Here is a 17,851-nt window from a genome sequence, read left to right as displayed (position 1 = left end):
GCGTTCGAGCATCCGCTGCTGGGCCTCGGTGTGGGTGTCGCCCGCGGCGGGGGGCAGGGCGGTGAGCGTGTCGAGCTGTTCGGCGGTCAGTTCGACGGCGTCGGCCGCGGTGTTCTCCTCCACCCGGGTCACGCGCTTGGTGCCGGGGATCGGGGCGATGTCGTCGCCCTGCGCGAGCAGCCAGGCCAGGGCGATCTGCGCCGGTGTGACGCCGGCGGTCGCCGCGATGGCCTTGACCTCGTCGGCCAGGCGCAGGTTGCGCTCGAAGTTCTCACCGGTGAAGCGGGGGTTGTCGCGACGGAAGTCGTCCTTGTCGAACTGGTCGGCGGAACGGATCGTGCCGGTGAGGAACCCGCGGCCGAGCGGCGAGAACGGCACCAGGCCGATGTTCAGCTCACGCAGCACCGGCAGCACCCGGTCCTCCACACCCCGGGTCCACAGGGAGTACTCCGACTGGACGGCACTGACCGGATGGACGGCGTGCGCACGGCGGATGGTGTCCGGGCCGGCCTCCGACAGGCCGAACGCACGAACCTTCCCCTCGGCGACCAGCTCGCCCACCGCCCCCGCCGTCTCCTCGATGGGAGTGCCCGGGTCTACCCGGTGCTGGTAATAGAGGTCGATGTGGTCGGTGCCCAGGCGCTTCAGCGAGCCTTCGACGGCGGTGCGGATGTTGGCCGGGCTGCTGTCCAGGTTCCAGGCACCCGCACCGGCGTGTGAGACGAGACCGAACTTCGTCGCGAGCACCACCCTGTCGCGGCGGCCCTTCAGCGCCCGGCCGAGGAGCTCCTCGTTGGTGTACGGGCCGTAGATCTCCGCGGTGTCGATCAGGGTGACGCCGAGTTCCATCGCTCGGTGAACGGTCCGGATCGACTCAGCCTCGTCCGTACCGGACCCGGTGTAGCCGTGGGACATGCCCATGGCGCCCAGTCCGATCCGGGAGACTTCCAGGTCGCGCAGTTTGATGTACTTCACAGATCTTCAGCCCTTCTGTGTATTTCTCTTCAGTCTGCTGTGCGGCAGCGCACGTCCTCCGGCTCACACGCGGGCGGCAGGCAGGAACCGGGAGAGTCCGCGGTGAGCGGGTGACGTCATCCACCCTGCCCCCACACGGGCCGTACAGGCAGGCCGGGTTTTGCCGGGGAGCGGTCAGCGGGGGTGTGACACGGCCCCCCTGGCGCCCGCCGCCCCGGTGGCCGGCGGGCGAGAATGGAGTCATGGCAGCCGAGCACACCAGCGGCGACGAACTGGCGCGATTCCTGCGCGCCCGTCGCAATCAGACCAGCCCCGAGAGCGCGGGCCTCACCCGCGGCCCCGGCGTGCGCCGCACTCCCGGACTGCGGCGCGAGGAGCTGGCCACGGTGGCCGGGATCAGCATCGACTACTACACGCGCATCGAGCGTGGCAAGGAAACCCGGCCCAGCCCCGCGGTCGTCGACGCTCTCGCCCGCGCCCTGCACCTCGACGACGACGAACACCATCACCTGCGCGAGCTCGCCGTACGGGCCGCCCACCACGCTCCCGAGCCCCCGTCCCCGCCGAGCCGCACGGTCCGCCCGCACCTGAAGCTCCTGCTGGAGACGATGCGCCCCAGCCCCGCCTACATCCTCAGCCGCAGCATGGACCTGCTGGCCTGGAACCCCGGCGGTCTGGCCCTGTACGCGGGGATCGCCGACTGGCCCGCCAAGCAGCGCAACCTGGCCCGCTACTTCTTCCTCCACCCCACGGCGCGGCAGCTGTTCCCCGACTGGGACACCCAGGTCCGGGGCTGCGTGGCCCGCCTGCGGGCCGAAGCCGGAATCAATCCGGACGCCCCCGACCTCACCAGCCTGGTCGGCGAACTCCTCCTCAAGAGCACCGACTTCGCCAGACTGTGGGAACGCTACGACGTCATCGGCCGGAAGAAGACCGAGAAGACCTTCCACCACCCCCAGGTCGGCGAGCTGACCCTCAGCGGCCAGAGCATGAACCTCGAAGGCACACCGGGCCAGCGACTCGGCGTCTATACCGCCGAACCCGGATCCCCCGATCACGACGCCATGCTCCTGCTCGACATGACAGCGCCCCGGCCGGACACGCCCCAGGACACGAATGCCGGCCCCTCGCGGCGCACTCAGTCCTGACAGGCTGCCGGAAGGCCCGTGGGGAGTGACGGGCTGGGGTGCGGGGTGGCTGCGCCAGGCGTGGCCAAGGGCCGCGTGGCCCTGTCCGGTGAGCAGGTCCTCGGCGGGGGCGAGATCGGCCAGGCGGGGGTCGTCGGCGACGGCCCGGTCCAGGACGCTGAGGTGGTGGATCAGTTCGTACTGCAGTTCCACGAGGGCGCGGCGGCCTTCCGGGGCGGAAGCGGCCCCTGCGGCATTGGTCCGCCTGACGGCGGCGATGGCTGCCTCGGCACGCCGGGACTGAGCGCGGACGAGGCGGCGCGGGAAGAACCAGCTGGTGCCCCAGGTGACCGCGACGGCGGTGAGGGCGCCGATGACGGTGTCGGAGAACCGGTCGGCAGTGAGGGCGGCCACGGAGTCGGCGCCCGTCCCGACCGCGAGCAGTGCCATCGGTGTGATGGCGACGAGCACCAGCGCATGGTTCAGGGGGAAGAGCACGTACATCCCGATCATGCAGACCACGACCACGGCGACGGACCACCACGGGGACCAGGACCGGAAGGTCATCCACGAAGCAGGAGTGACGACATGAGATTCGACAACCACCGCGTGGTCATCACGGCCGCCGGCCGCGACTTCGGCCGCACCCTGGCCATCCGCCTCGCGGACCTCGGGGCCGAGGTCTTCCTCTCCGCCCGGAGCCTCGCCGCGGCCGAGCGTGTTCGGGACGAGATTCGCGACCGGGGGCAGCAGCAGGTCCACGCCTTCTCCTGCGACTTGACGGACCCCGCTTCGATCCGGGACTTCGCTGCCGGGGTCGCCCGGCACACCGGTCACATCGACGTGCTCATCAACAACGGTTCGCGCTACCTCGAAGGCCCGGACCTCGATTCCGCTTCCGACGCCGACATCGCGGACACGATCGCGTCCGGCGCCACGGGAACCGTTCTCACAGTGAAGAACTTCCTCCCGCTCCTGCTCAACTCGGACAAGCCGGACGTGGTGACCATGGTCTCCGCCTGCGGAGCGGCGGGCCATCACCGCTCGGACGCGCACGACGCCTTCTACGCGGCCAAGAGCGCCCAGGCAGGTTTCGCCGAGATCCTCTCCAAGCGCCTGCGGCCCCAGGGTGTACGGGTGATGTCCCTCTACCCGCCCGACTTCGCCAATCCTGACCCGCTCTCCGAGGAGTGGGAGACCACACCGCGCGGAGCGGAGGACGCGCTCACCGCGCAGTCACTCGTGGAGTGCATCCTCTTCGCTGTCGCCCAGCCCCGCGACTGCTTCATCAAGGCGTTCCACTTCGAACAGGTCTGACCGCCGACGGGCAGGTCGAGACCCTCACCCACGAGGGAGCGGAGCCTGTTGTGGGGACGCACGGCGATGTGCCGGTACTCACGCTCATCCGGGCCCTCCACCTCACACGGAGCCCGGTCGGACAGGTGCGTCCAGCGCCTTGCTCATGCGGGCGGCCCGGAAGGCCGCTGCGGGGAGCGGAGTACGAGCAGGGTGATCTCGCTGGGGGCGAAGACGCGGAACGGCGGGCCCCAGAAGCCGGTGCCGCGGCTGGTGTAGAGGAGCGTGCGGGTGCCGTGGCGGCTGAGGCCGGCGAGGGCGGGCTGGTCGATGCGCACGAGGTGGTGGAAGGGCCAGATCTGTCCGCCGTGGGTGTGACCCGAGAGCTGGAGGTCGATGCCGCCCGCTGCGGCCCGGCCGACGAACTTGGGCTGATGGGCCAGGAGCAGGACGGGCAGGTCAGGGTCGGCGCCGTCCAGCGCTCCGGCGAGGTCGGCGCGGTGGTCGGCCAGGCCGGAGGACTCGGCGGTGACGTCGTCCACGCCGGCCACCACCAGGGTGTCGCCGCCGCGTTCGAGCAGCAGATGACGGTTGCGCAGCGGCTCCCAGCCCAGCTCGTCCATCAGGTCGACCCAGCCCTGGGCCTCGCTGTAGTACTCGTGGTTCCCGGTGACGTACACCCGGGCCCGGGTGGCTTGCACGGTGCCGAGCGGAACGGCCTGGGCGCGGCGGCGTTCGGCGGTGCCGTCCGCGATGTCGCCGGTGTGGCAGACCAGGTCGGCCTCCAGGCTGTCGACCTTCGCGCAGACCCGCTCCGACCAGCGTGCGCGGTCGAGCGGCCCGTAGTGGGTGTCGGTGATGAGGGCGACGCGCGTGCCGTCCAAACCGGCCCCCAGCCGCGGGAGTTCCACGTCGAGCTCGCGCACGCGTGGCACCCGGCGGGCCTCGGCGTACCCCCAGGCGAGCAGCACGGTGGCTACGCCGAGAACCGCCCAGGTGACGATCCTGGCCCTGTTCTGCCCGTCGCCCACGCCCGCCAGGGTCAGGGCGGGACGCAGCAGGACGCCGAGCAGGACGGACCAGGTGAACAGGACCCAGCCGGCCCCGAGGAGGGTGTCCCCGATGATCGCCGCCCAGTCCTGCTGACGCCGGCCGTGGCCGCGCGCCATCGCGAGCGGCATGGTCACCGGGCCGAGGGCGAACAGGGCGGTGCAGCCCAGCGCCACGGGGATCGGCCAGTGCTGGCCGGCGTGCAGCAGCACCCAGCAGGGCACAGCCCACAGCAGGACGGGAGCGATCAAAGGGATGTAGCGCATCAGGCGGCGCAGTCGACTCTGTTGCGTCGCATGCGCTGCACCGTCCGCGGATCGGGCTTCGCTGGTGTCGGTCACGCTTTCCATCCTCAGGTAATCCAGACTGCCGGCGCGCACTGTACCGGTCGTTCCGGGCGGGCCTCCATCGAGAAGCGATGGCAGAAGCCGAAGTCCACAGGACCCGAGAGACGTTGACCCTGCCGCGCGAAGAACGGCCTGTCGAGGGTCGCAGGCGAGCGGGCCGGACTTCCGTCCAGCCCGCGGGCGAGCGGGCCGGACTTCCGTCCAGCCGAAATTCCGTTGCCGGAACCTCCGCGGCTTCGATCGAATGCCTCCATGACTCATGGCAGCCCCGGGGACCATCTGGAGCAGAACCGACGTTACTGGGACGAGGAGGCGGCTGCCTGGCACGGGCCGCTGGCCCGCGACCACTGGGCGCAGGAGGAACCGCGCTGGGGATTGTGGGCCACCCCCGAGTCCCAGGTCTCCGTGCTTCCGGACGGCATGTCCGGGATGCGCGCCATCGAGCTCGGCTGTGGGACTGCCTACGTGTCGGCCTGGCTGGCCAGAGGCGGAGCGCTCCCGGTCGGGATCGACGTCTCCGAGCAGCAGCTCGCCACTGCGCGCGCTATGCAGGCGGAGTTCGGCATCGACTTCCCCCTGGTCCTGGGCAACGCCGAGACGGTGCCCTACGAGGACAACACGTTCGATCTGGCCATCAGCGAGTACGGCGCCTCCCTGTGGTGTGACCCGTACCAGTGGATCCCCGAGGCGGCCCGGCTCCTGGTTCCCGGAGGTCATCTGGTGTTCATGCGGTACTCCGCGCTGTTCGCGCTGTGCGCACCGCCCGAAGGACCGGCGTCCACCACGCTGCTCCGCAGCCAGTTCGGACTGACTCGGCTGGACTCGCAGAATCACGTGCAGTTCGTCCTGCCGCATGGGGAGATGCTTCGTCTCCTGCGGTCCTGCGGCTTCGTCGTGGAAGACCTGATCGAGATTCAGGCGCCCCGGCCCGCGCACAGGGACTACGCCGAAGTTCCCGCGGACTGGGCCCGGCAATGGCCGAGCGAGGAGATCTGGAAGGCCCGGCTGTCAGGCTGACAGCTCCTCAGGCGTCGTCCGGTCCGGTGCTCTCCCGATGCTTCTTGGCACCTGCCGGGAAGGCGGACCGCGCGCGGCACCACCGCGCCCGGGATCTGCCCGCGCCACCGCCCCTCAGCAACCAGGACGATGACGACTGCCTCACGGCCGGCCTCGCGTCGTGTGCAAGGCCCGTTGCCGGCGCGTTCCGTGGCGTCGCCCGCCCCGCGTGATGGCCGGCACGGCCCGGCCGGCCCCTTCCGCGGGGCGGGCCGGTGCAGCGAAGCGGAGGGGCCGGAGCTCATTGTCAGAGGCGGCGCCTAGAGTCTCTCCCACTCGTCACGGTGCGTTGCCGTCGACGGGTTTCATCAGCGTGCCGCCGGTTCGGCGGCCGTCCGGAACGACGGGGAGAACAGCGCATGGGGTGGGTTCCGGCGGGCGACTACGAAGTCGCCCTGGAGGCGGGCAAGGTGGTCTGCCGCAACGGGAAGGGCCGGCGGCTGAAGTCCGTACCGGCCAGATTGAAGGACGACCCGGCGGTCGTCGGGCTCCGGCAGTTGACCGAGTGGCTGGACCGGCACGCACACCAGTGCCTGACCGACGTCGAGCAGTGGATGGTGCGTTCGTTGCCGGTTCCCACGGCCGTGCTCGCCCGGGTCTGGCCCGACCCGTCCTGGCAGGCGGCCCTGCGGGACGTCGTGGTCACCGGCGCGGACGGCGGGGTCGCCGGATTCCTGCGCGATGTCGACCCCGACCGCGGCCTCGGCCTGGTCGACCTGGACGGCGACACGGTCCGCATCACTCCGGACGTCGTCAGTGTGCCCCACCCCGTCCTCCTCGAAGACCTCGACGAGCTGCGGGAGTTCGCGGTCGAACTGGGGGTGCGCCAGAACGTGGAGCAGTTGTTCCGCGAGGTGTGGCGCCGCCCGCCGGGCCTCGCCCCGGACACCACCTCCGTGGACACCTACGCCGGCGGGGTGTTCAAGGAACTGCGCTTCCTGCACGGCCGCGTCACTCAGCTCGGGTACCGGTCGCGCGGCGGATACGCGGTCTGCCCGGTCGTCGAGAACGGCGCCACCGCCGAGGCACGCATCTGGATCGGCGAGCACGACGGATACGACGAGTACGGCACCGAGACGGGCCCCCTGGGCTGGACCGACCCTTCGGGGCGCCCGCTGACGGCCGCCGAGGTCGGCCCCGTCACGTGGTCCGAGGGCATGCGCATGGCGGCGGCGCTCTACGCCGGCCGCGACGTGGAGGACGAGGAGCGGGCGGCATGAGCACCACGACGACGAACACCAACGCGAGCACCAACGCGAAGACCAACGCGAAGACCGACGCGAGCACCAACGCGAACACGACGGCAGCGGGAGCGGCGTTCCTGCCCGCCCAGGGCCGGGGCGAGACCGCTTCCGCCCTTGCTGACGAGGCCCGCGCGGCGGCCCTGCTGGACGCGGGCGCGATTCTCCCGGCCGCCACCACCGGCCGGGACGACGCCGACGCGCTGACCGCCCGTACCTACACGCACACCGCCCTCGGCGACCGCCCCGTGGTCCGGCTCGTGCCCGGCACCCTCGGCGAAGCCGAGGACCTGGCCCTGGAGTTCCTCGGGCTGGCCCGGGCCGCCGAGGCCCCCGTCGTGGGCCAGGTGCGCCGCGAGACACTCGGCTTCCCCGCCTGGGCGCTGGTCAACGACCCGGCCAACGGGCACCACGCCCTGGCCCTGGTCAAGGACATCGAGCGGCTGGGCCGGCAGGCCAGGACCCGGGCCGGAGCGGCCAAGGAGGGCTTCGACGCACTCGGCACCCGACTCGGCCGTGCCGTGCCCCACTTCCTGCCCACCTACTACGAGCAGGTGGCGCGCCTCTTCCTCCAGGCGGAGAACACCAGCTACGCAGCCACCTTCTTCGGCAAGGCCCGCGAGGCCGAGCGGGTGCACGGGCTGGCCGTGGACGAGGACCGGCAGCGGGCCGTCTTCCTGGAGTTCGCCTTCTCCGGCGCACTGACCGTCAAGGCACTGAGGCAGTACGTACGGGACCTGGTGGCCCGGCTCGCACCGGCGGACGCCTGGGCGCAGTACCGCCGTCTGCTGGTCGAGCGCTGCGCGGCCGGCATGCCGCCGTACGCGGCGCTGCCGCAGGACGTGCGCGCGCTGGTCAAGGCCGCCGGGCTGGACCGTGAGACCGCCGAACACGACCTGGTGGCCGATCTGATCGGCTCTCCGGGAGTCGTCCGCGCCCCCGCCTCCTTCTGGACGGCCTACCGCTCCGCGCTCGTCGCGCTCGCCCGACGGGACGCGGCAGTGCGGGCCCGGCTGCTCGGCTTCTTCCCGGAGAGCTTCAGCGAGAGTGGCCGGGACTCCGACGGGGAGAGCGGCTGGCTCGCCCTGCTGGCCGAGTCCGGCGCCGAAGACCTGCTGACGGCTCTCCCGGACACCTCCGGCGCCACTCCCTCCGGTCCCGCCGCCGGCGACCCGTCCGTCTCCCCGGCGGACTGGCTCGCCCGCTGGGAGGCCCACCGCCGGCGCCACCGGGCCACCGCGGGCCGCAGCCCGCAGACCCTCGAACTGGCCGCCCGGATGACAGACCGGCTGCGCGCCGACGGGCGCCCCGTCGAACTGTTCCAGGGCCGCTGGCAGCGCAACGCCGATCTGGACCTTCTCGACCTCTGCCTGGCCTCCGGCGTCCCAGTCGCCGAGCCCGACGACCAGGACACGGGTACCGCGCAGCCCGCCGGCGTCCCGGTCGGCCCGTGGCTCATCGACAAGGCGCCCGGCGCACGCGACCTCACCGCCGTCGCCGAACAGCCGGTCTTCCGCGCTCTTCTGAGCCGGAACGTCGGCGGTCTCGGCGACGGACACGGTCAGCGGCTGAGCGACGCCGGCATGGCGAAGCTGGCGGCGCACCCGGTGCTCTCCGGAATCCTGGGGGAGTGGCTGACGGGCCGCGCCGAGGAGTACGCGGCCGCGCGAGGGCTCCCCGGGCTGCAAACCGCCCTCAACAGGCTCTCGGCGTTCCGCACCGTCGTCGCGGACGTCGCCCCGGAAGCCGTACGACTTCTCGAGGCCCACGATGTCGTGCCGCTGCTCGCCTCCACCCTGCGTACCGGCGTCCTCGACGAACTGGGCTGGTCCGCGCTCGACGAGACCTACGCCGAACTGGCCGCCGAGGCCGCCGCCGCCACGCGTCAGCAGCACCACCGGTCGAAGGACGTCGGTGTCACCGGCGCCTGGCCCGCACTGATCCTCAACACGCTCGAACGGGCCGTCGTCGTCGGCCCGGAAGGCGTTCTGCTGCGGCACACCCTGCGGCTGCCCGCCACCGTCGACCACTGGCGGCAGCTCGCCTTCCGTTACGTCGACGGAGAGTTGCTGGTCATCTGGTGGGAGGACGGCAAGCTGCACGGCTACTGGTCGCACCGTCCCGCCGAGGTGTTCACCGTCGGCGGCGAGCAGATCCCCCGCTGGGGCGGCTCAGGTCCCTCGGACGATGTCTGCCTGCCGCTGCCCGGCGGCGGTCGCGCCACCGGTGGCAAGGCCCTGCACGCGGGCGACACCTCCCTCCCGCCCCAGCGCGCCGTCATCTCCGACGGCACCGGCCTCTGGCGGGAAGGCCACCAGGGCACGGAGCGGGTGTGGCTGGAGTACGACCCGGCCGGCGGCACGCACGGCCGCGCATCCCTCCCCGCCTTCCTCCGGTCCGGGGTGCGGGACGACACCCGGCTGCTCACCGAGCACTGCCAGGTGCTGCCGCTCCAGCCCGGTCTTGAGGCCACCCCGTTCGGTACGGACGGCACGGTCCTCGGCCGCTGGGTCCGTCGTACGGTCACCGAGCCCGGCTCGGCCGCCCCGGCCGACGGCCACCGGATCGTCGCCGGCACCCCCGACGGCCACACGGTGACCCTGCCGTACCCGCTACCCGGCGGCGACTGGTCCGTGCCGCTCGGCGCCCTCACCCTGCCCGGCGGTTCCCGGCCGGTCGTGGCCCTGCACCACCGCTCGGTCGAAGCGCACCCGGCGGACACCGACGGCACCGGTGGTGAGCTGTGGTCCGTCACCCCCGGCTCCAGCGGTGGGAGCGACGCGACGGGAACCCAGTACGTGCCTCCCGTCGCCTACTGGCACGCCCTGCGCCCGAGGGACGAGCAGGGATCCACCGCCCTGCGCAATCTGACGGACTCCCGGGCGGGGGAGCTGTTCAAGGAGGTCGCCGCCGCGGTCGAACGGCACCTGGAGGCGTACCGGGCCGTCGAGGAGTACACCGGGCCCTCTTCGCATGAAATGAGCGAGGAAGCCGTCGCCCGGGTACTGCCCGAGGTGTCCGACGTACGGCTTCTCGCGGGCGTCACCGCGCTCGTGCGGAACGCGGTGTACCGGGCCGTCGCGGCGGCCCGGTACCTGGCACCGCCCGAGCCCGTGGAGCCGGCCACGCCCCGGAACACCGCGCGCACCAAGGGCATGTTCTTCGATCACGAGCCCGAGCACGGCGACGACATGACCCTGCAGTCGGCCTCGGCCTGGAACTCCGAGCGGATGCGGGGTGGCTGGTGGGGAGCCGGGCGCCGTTGGACCGTGATCCGGCAGATCCTCGCGGTCAACCATGTCCTGGGCGGCGATCCGGCTTTCGGCCCGCCCATCCGGTCCACGGTCCCCTTCACCTCCGTGGACGGCTGGCAGCGGGACGAGTACACCGTGCCCGTTGACTCGCTGACCTGGACCGACCTTCTCGACGATCTGCCCGAACTGGCCTACCGGGCAGCCTCGGCGACCACCTCCCCCGAGCACCGCACCGGGCTCCTCCTGTTCCTGGAGACCCTCGCCGCGGGCCCGCTGGCCGACCCGGCGGGCACCGTCCGGCAGGTGGAACTCGTCGAGCCGATCTCCCGAGGGGCGACCGGATCGGGACGCCCCGAGACCGTGCACCGCCTCGGCCAGGTGCTGCGCAGGGGCGCCCGCACCATCGTGGTCCTCGCCGGCCGCGGATGGAACTCCCGCAATGACGCGGTACGTTGGCTGGTCCTGGACCACGACCCGACCGGAGCCTTCGGCCCCGTCCCCGGCTTCACCCTGGACCACGAGCACGTTCACCGACAGGGCATCGACCGCGACCGGCTCACCCGGCTCATCGACCTGGTACGGGAGCAGGGCCCGGCACGCTGGCGTCCGGAGGCCGCCGAAGCGTTCCATACGGCCACCGGAATCGGCCCCCTCCAGTCCGCCGCACTGCTGTCGGCAGCCGTCAAGGAGCCCGGCGCCGAGGCGCTCGCGCTCCTCGAGGTGAAGACACGTGTCTTCGAGGCGGCCCAGTCAAGGCTGGACGCCCTGCCCCGGGACGACCGGCACGCAGTGCTCCAGGCACTGCTGCCCGCCGATCCGGCCGAGCTGTGGGCCACGGGCCCCGACGTCCGGGCAGCCGCCGAGGTGTGGCAGAAGCGCCTGGCCTCCCTCGTCCGCGTACCCGAGGAACTGGATCTCGACCTCTCGGGCACCACCGCGGAGGCCGTCGACCTGATCCTCAACGCGGGCTCCCGGACCTGGCTCGCCCACGGCACGTATGTCCCGGACGGCACCGGCCGCCCGGGACTGCACCGGACGGGCGCACGCGGCGCGGTCTCCTCGGCCTTGACCGCCCTGCGCACCCTCGCCTACACGCTGCCGTACGGGCACCCCCTGCGGGCACACCTGCCCGTCGGGCTCACCGCCCTGAGGGACCGCCTCGCCGACCCGGACCTGGTGCTGGACCTCGGTCTGGAATGGGCCGAGTCGGGGGGCTCGATCGGCCTCGCCGTCCGCGCCGCCTACGGGCTCCCCGAGTCCGGCGGCGCCGAAGCCGACGGTCTGGTCCGGGCCGGCACGGCGCTGCTCCTCGCCCCCGGCTACGCCAACAACGAGAAGCTCCTGATCCGCCCGGCCGGTCTGGCGGGCCCCGACGACCCGGCGTTCGGCCTCGTCGAGGGCACCGTCGGCCCGTACGGCACCGGGGATCTGCTCGCCCTGCGCGCCCTGCTGGACGAGAAGACCGGTGCGTTGGCCTCGGCGGGCACCCCCGACGGCGCCCCGCACCACCCGGCGCAGGACCCGACGCGTGCGGTGCCGGAACTGGTGACCGAAACCGCCGACGTTCTCGGCCTGAGCGCGGACGCCTCCGCGCTGTACCTGATGCTGCTCGCCCTGCCCGACCCGACGGACCGCAACTGCGTCCGCTGGACCGAGTGGAAGCCGGCACGGATCAAGAAGGCCCGGGCGGAACTCACCGCCACCGGCCTCGTCGTGGAGGCGAAGCGCTCCCGCGCCGGCCGCACCCTGTTCCTCCCCTGCGGCTGGCTCGAACGAGGCGCCCCGGGACTGCCGCTGGAGACCTGGAAGGAACACCTGTACCCCGTGGCCGGGTCCGCCCGGACCCTGCCCGACGTCCCCGTGCCCGCGCTGTTCGCAGCCGCCTGGGCACGGGTCCGCGGCGGCGACGCCCCCGCCTTCGAGGAACTGGACACCCGCGCACCCCGGAAGGGCCGCCGCCGATGACGAACGACACCACGACCACCGTGAACGGCACCACCACGGACAGCCTCACCACGGACAGCACCACCACGGACGGTGTCCCGGACCGGGCGACGGCTGCCGGCCAGGAGTCCCGCCAGGTCACACCGCCCGAGGACCGGTACTCCACCGAGCTGGCCTTCCTCGCCGCCCACGACGCAGGGCCCCGCCCGCCCGGCTGGCTGCTCACCCCCCGCGCCGTCGTCACCTTCGTGATGGGCAGCGCGGGCGAGGCACTGGCGCTGCCGAAGGGCGCCCGGCCCGGAGCCGGGGTGCCGCCCCGCCTGGTGATCGAGCAGAAGTTCGTCGGCGAACGCGCCCTGGTCGAACGGTGCGTGGTCACCCTGGCCGGTGAGCGCGGACTCCTCCTCATGGGCGAACCCGGCACCGCGAAGTCCATGCTCTCCGAGCTGCTGTCGGCAGCGGTCTGCGGGACCAGCGCGCTCACCGTGCAGGGCACCGCGGGTACCACCGAGGACCAGCTCAAGTACGGCTGGAACTACGCCCTGCTGCTCGCCCAGGGCCCCACCGAACAGGCCCTGGTGCCCTCCCCGGTGCTCGCCGCCATGACCCGGGGGGCCGTCGCCCGCGTCGAGGAGGTCACCCGCTGTCTCCCGGAGGTCCAGGACGCCCTGGTGTCACTGCTCTCCGAGCGGCGGATCGCGGTCCCCGAACTCGCGGGCAGCGAGGGCGCCCAGGTGCACGCGGCCCCCGGGTTCACCCTCATCGCCACCGCCAACCTGAGAGACAAGGGCGTCTCGGAGATGTCCGCCGCGCTGAAGCGGCGCTTCAACTTCGAGACCGTGGGCCCCATCGGGGACGTGGACGCCGAGACCGCGCTCGTCCGGCGCCAGTCGCGGGCGGCCGTCGAACGCGTCGGCGCCGCTTTCCAGGTGGACGACGCGGTCCTCGAAGCGCTGGTCATCGCCTTCCGTGACCTGCGCGAGGGCCGCTCCGTGGAGGGCTGGGAGGTCGAGCGCCCCTCCACGGTCATGAGCACAGCGGAGGCCGTCTCCGTCGCGGGTGCCCTGGGCCTGGCCGCCGCCTACTTCCCTGGCGACCGGGACGTGCTCTCCCTCCTGCCCGGCCATCTGCTCGGCGTCGTCCGGAAGGACGACCCCGCCGACGCGGCACGGCTGCTGGGGTACTGGGACGGGCCGGTGCGCAGGCGCGCGGAGCAGGGGTCGGCCACCTGGCGTGCCCTGTGGGACCTGCGTGCGGTGCTGGAGAACTGACGGATGAGCGAGTCGACCATCCCCGAGACGCGGTCCACCGCCGACGTGGAGCCCACCACTGGTACGCCGGGCGCTTCCCCGGCGCAGGGCCCGGCGACCGGTCCCGGCACCCCGGAGGCCGCGGTGGCAGCGCTCGCGGCGGCCGGACCCGGGGTGCCGTTCCTGATCGGGGTGCGCCACCACGCGCCCTCGCTGGCGGCTGCCCTCCCGGCGCTGCTGGACGCCGCGGCCCCCGACGTCCTCCTCGTCGAACTGCCCGCCGAGTTCCAGCCCTGGCTGGGCTGGCTCGCCCACGAGGAGACCGAGGCCCCGGTGGCGCTGGCCGCCGTGCCCGCCGACGGGCCCGGGCCGGGCCCGGCAGGTGAACGGGGCCCGGCCTTCTACCCGTTCGCTGACTTCTCGCCCGAACTTGTCGCTCTGCGCTGGGCGGCGAGAAACGGCGTCCCGGCCGTCGCCTGCGACCTGCCGCTGGCCGACCGGGCGTGGGCGGGGGGCGGCCCGGACATCCCGGCCCCCGCCCCCGCAGCGGCGGACGGGCACGGGTTGTCCGACGCGCTCCGGTCCCGGCTCACCGGCCGGGACGGCGACGACCTGTGGGACCGGCTGGTGGAGGCACTCGCGCCCGGTTCGACACCCGAGGCGCTCCGCCGCGCCTCCCTGCTCACCGGCTGGGCGCTGCGCCACGAGGCCGAGGTTCGGGGCGGGGTGGACCGCACCGACCTGGTACGCGAGGCATGGATGCGCGGGCATGTCGCCAAGGCCCTGGCGAGCGGGCGGCGGCCCGCCGTGGTGGTGGGAGCCTTCCACACCCCGGCCCTCCTGCCGTCCGCCGCCTGGGACCCCGCACCGGACGCGTTCACCGACGCGTTGGCGGACGCATCCGCCGCCGCACCCGATCCGGGCGCGGACGGCCGCGGGAACGGCGCTGCCGGGACGGCGGCGTGCACCGTCTCCCTGATCCCGTACACGTACCCGCTGCTCGACTCGCGGTCCGGCTATCCGGCCGGCATCCGGGACCCGGAATGGCAGCACATCGTCCTGGACGCCGCCGGGGACCCGGCCGCCCTGCACGAGGCGCTGGTCCGCACCGCGGTCCGCGTCTGCGCCGCCCTGCGCGAACGGGGCCACCCCTACGGCCCGGCAGAGGGCCGGGAGGTCGTCCGGGTGGCCGGCGACCTCGCCCGCCTGCGCGACCTGCCCGCCCCCGGCCGCGGTGAACTCCTGGAAGCCGTGCAGACGGTACTGGGGCGCGGCGAGACCTACGGTACGGGCCGCGCCGTCGCCCGGGCCCTCGAACACGTACTCGTCGGAGCCCGCACCGGACGGCCCGCGCCCGCCGCTCCGCGCAGTGGACTGGGCCCCGCGGTCGAGGCCGAGACCGCGGCGCTCTCCCTCCCCGGCCCCGAGGACGCGCGCGAGAGGACACCGCGCGACCTCCGGCTCGACCCGGCACGTTCCACCCTGGACCGCCACCGCGAACTGCTGCTGCGCAGGCTGACGGTGTGCGGCATCCCTTACGCGCAGGAGCAGGCCGTGGCCGGCGCGGCGGGCACGGAGGGGCTCACCACACGCTGGCAGGTTCGGTGGACGCCTGCGACGGCCGCGATGCTCACCGCGGCCGGGGCCCGCGGCGTCACCCCGGCCCAGGCGGCCGAGGGCGTGCTGCGGCAGCGGCGCGAGGTCGAACGCGCGGAGGACGGCCCGACGGCCGCCCAGGTCGTCCGCGGCCTCACGGAGGCCGCCGAGTGCGGGCTCCCCGGCCTTGCCGACGAACGGCTTACGGAACTGGCGGACGTGCTCCCCGCGAGCGGCACCCTTCCCGAACTCCTGTCAGGTCTGGGCCTGTTGGATCGCATCGACGCCGGTCACCTGCCGGGCCCTGCCGCGCCCGGGGACCCTTCGGCCCCCGACGCCACCGCCTCCGCCCGCGCCGCCCACACCGCGCACGCGGCCGAACTCCTGACTTCGGCCGCGGTCCGCCAGGTCGACGGCCTGACCGGTTCCGAGGAGCCCGAGGACGCCCGGGCCCTGCTCGAACTGTCCCAGAGGGCCGACCGGTTGGGCGGCATCCGACTGACTGCTGCCCTCGCCCGGCTGGCCGCCGACGGCACCCCGTTGATCGCCGCGGCCGCCGGAGCGGTCCGGGTGCTCACGGGCCACGAAGAGGCCGCGGCCTTCGGGCGGCGTGTCGCCTCCTGGGTGGACGGAGCCGTGGACAGCACCGCCCGGGCCGCGCTCACCGCCCGCCTCACGGGCGTCCTGACGGTGGCGGGCCCGCTCCTGACCGTCGGCGTCGGCGCCCTGGACCCTTTGCTGCACCGGGTCGTCGAGCTGGACGACACCGCGTTCCTGGCCCGGCTGCCGGCCCTGCGAGGTGGCTTCGACACCCTGAGCCCGGCCGCCCGGGACCGCCTGCTGGACACCGTCGAGGAGCGGTTGGGCGAACGGGTGGACACCCTCGGCGCGGACGACCCGGCCGAGCTGGCCCGCCGTACGGTCGCCGATTTCGCGGCCCGCGAGCTCCTGACGGGCCTGGGCCTGCCCGTCCCGCCACCCGAGCACGACGACCGGTCCACGCCACAGCCCGGCCACTCCGCCGCTGCGCACCCCACGGCCACGCCGACCGCCGCGCACCCCACTGCCATGCCCGTCGCAACGCACCCCACTGCCACGCCCGTCACCGCACCCTCCACCGAGGCCAATGCCGCCACCGCACACCCCACGGCGGCCGTGCCCGCGCGGACCCTCGCGCCCGCCGACCGGTGGCGGCTCGTGCTCGGCCGGCGCCCCGACCGACTGCCGTCCGGCGCCGCCCGCCTGGCGACCGCTCTGGACGAGCTCTACGGGGCGGGACACGGCGAGGGATCCCGTGGCGGCCTGCCCGGTCGCGGTGGCGGATCCGGAGCGCACGGCGGCCGGGAACCGTCGTTCCCCGGCGTCCGTGAATGGTCCGAGGAACTGGCGGCGCTGTTCGGCCCCGGCATCCGCGAGGAGGTCCTCGCCGCAGCAGCCGTGACAGGCCGGCAGGACGTTCTGGCCGAACTCGACCCGGCTGCCGCCACCCCCTCCGTGGAACTGCTCCGGACGGTCCTGCGGTACGCCGGCGGCCTGCCCGAAGCTCGCCTTGCGGCGCTCCGGCCCCTGGTCCGCCGTCTGGTCGACGAGCTGACCCGGCAACTCGCCACCCGGCTGCGACCCGCCCTCACCGGCGCGATGTCGCCCCGGCCCACCCGCCGCCCCGGCGGCCGGCTGGACCTTCCGCGTACGCTGCGCGCCAACCTGGCCGCCGCCCGTCGGACGGCCGACGGAACGGTCCGGGTCATCCCCGAGAAGCCGGTGTTCCGCAGCCGCGTGCGACGGTCGGCCGACTGGCGCCTGATCCTGGTCACCGACGTCTCCGGATCCATGGAGGCGTCCACGATCTGGTCGGCGCTGACCGCTTCCGTGCTCGCCGGGGTGCCCACGCTGAGCACCCATTTCCTGGCCTTCTCCACGGAGGTCGTCGACCTCACCGGCCATGTGCACGATCCCCTCTCCCTCCTGCTGGAGGTGAGTGTGGGCGGAGGCACCCACATAGCCGCCGGGCTACGGCACGCCCGCAGCCTGATCGCGGTGCCCAGCCGCACCCTCGTCGTCGTCATCAGCGACTTCGAGGAGGGTGCGCCGCTGGGCGGACTGCTGGCCGAGGTGCGGGCCCTGGTGGCCACCGGCTGCCACGTCCTCGGGTGCGCGAGCCTCGACGACGCCGGCCGGCCCCGCTACTCGACGGGCGTCGCCGGGCAGCTCGTGGCCGCCGGCATGCCCGTGGCGGCCCTCAGCCCACTCGAACTGGCCCGCTGGATAGGGGAGAAGACCGCATGACTGCCGCTCAGTTGCCGCCTGTCGCGCCGGAGGTCACGGCCACATTGGTGGAGGACCTCTCGCCCCGGCTGCGCAAGCGGCTGGACGCGGCGGTCACCAAGCTCGGTGCCCGCCCGACACACCGCGACGGGGACACCGTGACGATCGCGGTCGACGACGAGACCGAGTTGCGCCTGCACGCCCCGGGTGGCGTGGTGGCGACGGCGGACGCCATCAGCTGCGGCTGCCTCCTCGCCCCGGCCTGCGTGCACCGCGCGGCCGCCGCCTGCGCCGCCCCCACGGCGGACCCGTCGCCGGAGCCCGCCGACCGGCCCGACCGATCCGACCGGTCCGACCGATCCGAGCGGCCCGACCGATCCGACCGATCCGACCGGACGGTCCACGGACTCGCTCCCACGACCGACCCCGCTCCCACCTTCACTCCCACCC

The 17,851-nt window shown here is 73.5% G+C and carries 10 protein-coding genes and 1 pseudogene; 9 read left to right on the top strand and 2 right to left on the bottom strand.

Going from position 1 to position 17,851, the window contains the following annotated elements; genetic code table 11:
• On the bottom strand, positions 1–975 hold a 975-nt coding region (locus JGS39_RS21830), incomplete at its 3' end, for an aldo/keto reductase (RefSeq protein WP_219570997.1).
• 242 nt (positions 976–1,217) lie between these two features.
• On the opposite strand from JGS39_RS21830, the gene JGS39_RS21825 reads away from it, so the two are divergent.
• The 3 genes from JGS39_RS21825 to JGS39_RS21815 all read left to right on the top strand — a co-directional run bounded on the left by JGS39_RS21825 (position 1,218) and on the right by JGS39_RS21815 (position 3,419).
• The gene (locus JGS39_RS21825) at positions 1,218–2,123 is read left to right on the top strand and encodes a helix-turn-helix transcriptional regulator (RefSeq protein WP_219570995.1); all 906 of its coding nucleotides are present in this window, start codon (positions 1,218–1,220) and stop codon (positions 2,121–2,123) included.
• A 316-nt stretch (positions 2,124–2,439) separates the two neighbouring features.
• Positions 2,440–2,694: a hypothetical protein gene (locus JGS39_RS21820; RefSeq protein ID WP_219570993.1), complete on the top strand. Its 255-nt coding sequence runs from the start codon at positions 2,440–2,442 to the stop codon at positions 2,692–2,694.
• Entirely contained in the window at positions 2,691–3,419 is a 729-nt protein-coding gene (locus JGS39_RS21815; RefSeq protein ID WP_219570992.1) for an SDR family oxidoreductase, read from the top strand. The genes JGS39_RS21820 and JGS39_RS21815 overlap by 4 nt, the downstream gene beginning before the upstream one ends.
• A 143-nt stretch (positions 3,420–3,562) precedes the next feature.
• Here the strand turns inward: JGS39_RS21815 and JGS39_RS21810 are convergent, their stop codons facing one another.
• Positions 3,563–4,789: a metallophosphoesterase gene (locus JGS39_RS21810; RefSeq protein ID WP_219570990.1), complete on the bottom strand. Its 1,227-nt coding sequence runs from the start codon at positions 4,787–4,789 to the stop codon at positions 3,563–3,565.
• 258 nt (positions 4,790–5,047) lie between these two features.
• On the opposite strand from JGS39_RS21810, the gene JGS39_RS21805 reads away from it, so the two are divergent.
• The 6 genes and pseudogenes from JGS39_RS21805 to JGS39_RS21780 all read left to right on the top strand — a co-directional run.
• Positions 5,048–5,812 carry a class I SAM-dependent methyltransferase gene (locus JGS39_RS21805; RefSeq protein WP_219570989.1) on the top strand — a complete coding sequence of 255 codons (765 nt, stop codon included), beginning with the start codon at positions 5,048–5,050 and terminating at the stop codon, positions 5,810–5,812.
• A 398-nt stretch (positions 5,813–6,210) separates the two neighbouring features.
• Positions 6,211–7,071: a DUF4132 domain-containing protein gene (locus JGS39_RS21800; protein ID WP_219570987.1), complete on the top strand. Its 861-nt coding sequence runs from the start codon at positions 6,211–6,213 to the stop codon at positions 7,069–7,071.
• Entirely contained in the window at positions 7,068–12,311 is a 5,244-nt protein-coding gene (locus JGS39_RS21795; protein WP_219570986.1) for a hypothetical protein, read from the top strand. Before JGS39_RS21800 ends, JGS39_RS21795 begins: the two co-directional genes overlap by 4 nt.
• Positions 12,308–13,561, top strand: coding sequence for an ATP-binding protein (locus JGS39_RS21790; protein WP_219570984.1), 1,254 nt, complete (start codon positions 12,308–12,310; stop codon positions 13,559–13,561). The genes JGS39_RS21795 and JGS39_RS21790 overlap by 4 nt, the downstream gene beginning before the upstream one ends.
• 3 nt (positions 13,562–13,564) lie before the next feature.
• Positions 13,565–17,422: a vWA domain-containing protein gene (locus JGS39_RS21785; protein ID WP_219570982.1), complete on the top strand. Its 3,858-nt coding sequence runs from the start codon at positions 13,565–13,567 to the stop codon at positions 17,420–17,422.
• Positions 17,419–17,851 (top strand): annotated as a pseudogene (locus JGS39_RS21780) (hypothetical protein); the annotation flags it as partial. The gene JGS39_RS21785 and the pseudogene JGS39_RS21780, both read left to right, overlap by 4 nt.

Source organism: Streptomyces poriferorum (assembly GCF_019399235.1).
Taxonomy (GTDB): domain Bacteria; phylum Actinomycetota; class Actinomycetes; order Streptomycetales; family Streptomycetaceae; genus Streptomyces; species Streptomyces poriferorum.
Note: the sequence above shows the minus strand (reverse complement) of the source record. Positions and strands in the feature narration are given on the sequence as shown.